Here is a 2,957-nt window from a genome sequence, read left to right as displayed (position 1 = left end):
TGTGGGGGCGGGGGGGGGGCGGGTGCCCCGCCCGGCCCCCGCCCGCCTAGGGTGCGGCCATGAACACATCTCCCTACCTCTCCGAGCTGTTCTCCCTGGACGGACGGGTCGCCGTGGTCACCGGCGGCAGCTCCGGCATCGGCCGGGCCATGGCGGTCGCCCTGGCCCGGGCCGGAGCGAGCGTCGTGGTGGTGGCCCGCAAGGAGGACGGACTCGACGCCACCGTCCGCGAGATAGCGGGGCACGGCGGCCGGGCGGCGCGGGTCAGCGCCGACCTGGGGACCCGGGACGGCGTCCGGGCCGCCGCCGAGGAAGCCGTCCGGGCGTTCGGCGAACCCGACATCCTCGTCAACAGCGCGGGCGTCAACCTCCGCCCCCCGATGGGCGAGCTCGGGGAGGACGTGTGGGACACCACCATGGCCGTCAACCTGGAAGCCCCCTTCCTGCTCGGGCAGCGCTTCGGGCCCGGCATGGCGGAGCGCGGCTACGGACGGATCATCCACGTCACGTCCCAGCAGGCCCACCGGGCGTTCGTGCGGAGCGGCGCGTACGGCGTCTCCAAGGGCGCCCTGGAGTCCCTCGCCCGCTCCCAGGCCGAGGCCTGGTCGCCGTACGGCGTCACCTGCAACACCCTCGTCCCCGGCTTCGTCAGGACGCCGCTCAACGAACGCCTCTCCTCCGACCCCGAACAGGTGGCCGCGCTCGCCGCCCGCACGCTCACCGGCCGCAACGGGCTCGCCGAGGACTTCGCGGGGGCGGTCGTCTTCCTGGCGAGCCGCGCCTCGGCGTACGTTACCGGGCAGTCGGTGTTCGTGGACGGGGGGTTCTCGGTGCACTGAGCCGGTCCCGGGTGTGTTTGGGGGCCCGTATCCGCGACGCCGGCACAGCCTCCGGAGCGCCGTCTTCCGGGCGGAGTGGCACGCTGGACGGGTGACCGGCTCGAACCCGCCGACGATCGGTGTGGAGGAGGAGTACTTCCTCGTCGACCCCGCCACGCGCGACGTCGCCCCCGTCGGCGCGCGGGTGGTCGCGCGGGCCGCCGCGGCGGTGGGAGACCTCGTCGCCCAGGAGTTCGCCTCCCACCAGGTGGAAGGCCGCACCCCGCCGTGTACCGGGCTGGACCGGCTGCACGACGAGATCGCGCGCGTGCGGGCGGCGCTCGTGGCGGCGGCGCGCGAGGAAGGCGTCCGGCTGTGCGCCTCCGGGACGCCGGTGGTCGAGGCGCACGGCCCGTTGCGGGCGGGGGAGCACCCCCGCTACCGGGCGGGGCTCGAACAGTACCGGGCCATGCTGGACGACTTCTCCGTCAGCGCCCTCCACGTCCACGTCCACCTGCCCGACCGCGAGCTGGCCGTCCTGACGGGCAACCACCTGCGCCCCTGGCTGCCGCTGCTCGTGGCGCTGAGCGCGAACTCCCCGTACCACCGCGGCCACGACACCGGTTACGCCGGCTGGCGCACGGTCATCCGGGGACGGTTCCCGTGCCTGGGGCCCCCGCCCTACGCGGCGTCCCTGGAGGACCACCGGCGGCTGGCCGTCGCCGTCGCGGAGACCGGGGCGATGCTGGAACCGGACATGCCGTTCTGGGACCTGAGGCCGCACCCCCGGCTGCCGACCCTGGAAGTGCGGTGCATGGACGTCTCCCCGGTCATCGCGGACACCGTCGCCCTCGCGGGCCTGGTCAGGGCCCTGGTCGTCAGCTCCGCGCAGCGGGCGGCCGAGGGCGACCCCGGCCCGCGCGTCGACGCCGAGGTCCTGCGGGCCGCGTGCTGGCGGGCCGCCCGGGACGGCTGGCCGGGCAGCGGGCCGGACGCGGGGGCGGGCGGCGTCGAGCCGGTCGCCGAGCAGGCGCGGCAGGCGGTGCGGCAGGCGCGCCCGCTCCTGGACGGGTACGGGGACCGGCCCCGGGTGGCGGCGTTCTTCCGAAGGCTGGCGGAAAGCGGCGGCGGCGCGCACCGGCAGCGGTCGTGGGCGGGGACCGGTGGCGGGCTCCAGGGCGTGGTGGACCGCCTGGTGGAGGCCACCGAACACGGAGGGACCGGAGGGGACGGAGGGGTCAGCACTCCGTGAGGGTCGTCACCAGGACGTCGCGGTAGGCGGGCGGACCGGCCTCGGCCGGGCGCAGGGGGGAGACGCTGTGGAGCGTGTCGCGGTCGTCGCCGAGCAGCAGTTCACCGGGCTCGCCGAGCGTGGTGGTGAACAGGGGTCTGGCCTGCTTGTCGTAGACCGTGCTGGCCCCTCCCGTCACGTTCCGGCGGTCGACCAGCATCGAGGTCACCAGCGTCACGCCGTCGCGGTGCCGGCCCTCCGGTGTGGGCTGCCCGTCGCTGTCCGCGGCGGCCACGACCCGGAACGGGTGCACCTTCACACTCCACCGGTCCGCGTCCACCAGGGCACCCGCGATCACACCCAGGGCGCGGATCAGGGACGTCAGCAGCGGATCGGCCAGGAACGCGTCGGTCAGCGGCTCGAACGCGCGGTCCTTGCCGATGTACAGCTGGTTGGTGTTCTCCGGCTGTACGAAGGCGTCGTGCGGCTGCGGCGTCAGCCGGCCGTCGCGCGACAAGAGCAGATGCCCGTAGCGCCGCATACGGAGGGTCCCGGTCTCGGCGGCGTACGGGTCCGGGCCCAGATCCTCCCAGTGGGCGGCGAAACGCGCCCAGCCCCGGGGGCCCACCCCCAGGCCCCGCCGGACGTCCGCGGCCGGAACGAAGCAGAAGCCGCGCTCCGGAAGGGCCCTGCGGATGTGCTCCGGCCAGCCGTCCGCCGCACTGTCCGCACGGTCCACGTGCCCGTTCGCCCGCAGGTCGGTGCCGAGATCGTCCATAGCCTCATGATGGGCGACCGCCCGGGGGCGGTCGAGCCGAGAGGGGGCGCCATGGCGGCCGTTCGGGTGACGGGGGAGGGGAGCGGTCCTCAGCCGACGTAGCGCCGTGCCCCGGAGCCGGGCGGGGGGC

3 protein-coding genes are annotated in these 2,957 nt (G+C 75.5%); 2 read left to right on the top strand and 1 reads right to left on the bottom strand.

Annotation, left to right across the window (positions count from 1 at the left end; translation table 11 throughout):
- Positions 1-59: 59 nt before the first annotated feature.
- Together ACSNOK_RS32180 and ACSNOK_RS32175 are read left to right on the top strand one after the other, a co-directional pair.
- On the top strand, positions 60-839 hold the full coding sequence (locus ACSNOK_RS32180) for an SDR family NAD(P)-dependent oxidoreductase (protein ID WP_436784327.1): 780 nt from the start codon (positions 60-62) through the stop codon (positions 837-839).
- Between the two features lie 91 nt (positions 840-930).
- Positions 931-2,070 carry a carboxylate-amine ligase gene (locus tag ACSNOK_RS32175; RefSeq protein ID WP_436784326.1) on the top strand — a complete coding sequence of 380 codons (1,140 nt, stop codon included), beginning with the start codon at positions 931-933 and terminating at the stop codon, positions 2,068-2,070.
- On the opposite strand, the gene ACSNOK_RS32170 is transcribed toward ACSNOK_RS32175, so the two are convergent.
- Positions 2,057-2,827, bottom strand: coding sequence for a 2OG-Fe dioxygenase family protein (locus ACSNOK_RS32170; protein ID WP_436784325.1), 771 nt, complete (start codon positions 2,825-2,827; stop codon positions 2,057-2,059). The genes ACSNOK_RS32175 and ACSNOK_RS32170 overlap by 14 nt on opposite strands.
- Between the last annotated feature and the right edge of the window lie 130 nt (positions 2,828-2,957).

Origin of the sequence: Streptomyces sp. URMC 126, from assembly GCF_051386555.1 — a bacterium.
Classification (GTDB): Bacteria; Actinomycetota; Actinomycetes; order Streptomycetales; family Streptomycetaceae; genus Streptomyces.
Note: the sequence above shows the minus strand (reverse complement) of the source record. Positions and strands in the feature narration are given on the sequence as shown.

Coding starts and splice junctions, on each gene's coding strand:
- ACSNOK_RS32180 (WP_436784327.1), top strand. CDS start 60: ATGAACACATCTCCCTACCTCTCCGAGCTGTTCTCCCTGGACGGACGG.
- ACSNOK_RS32170 (WP_436784325.1), bottom strand. CDS start 2,827: ATGGACGATCTCGGCACCGACCTGCGGGCGAACGGGCACGTGGACCGT.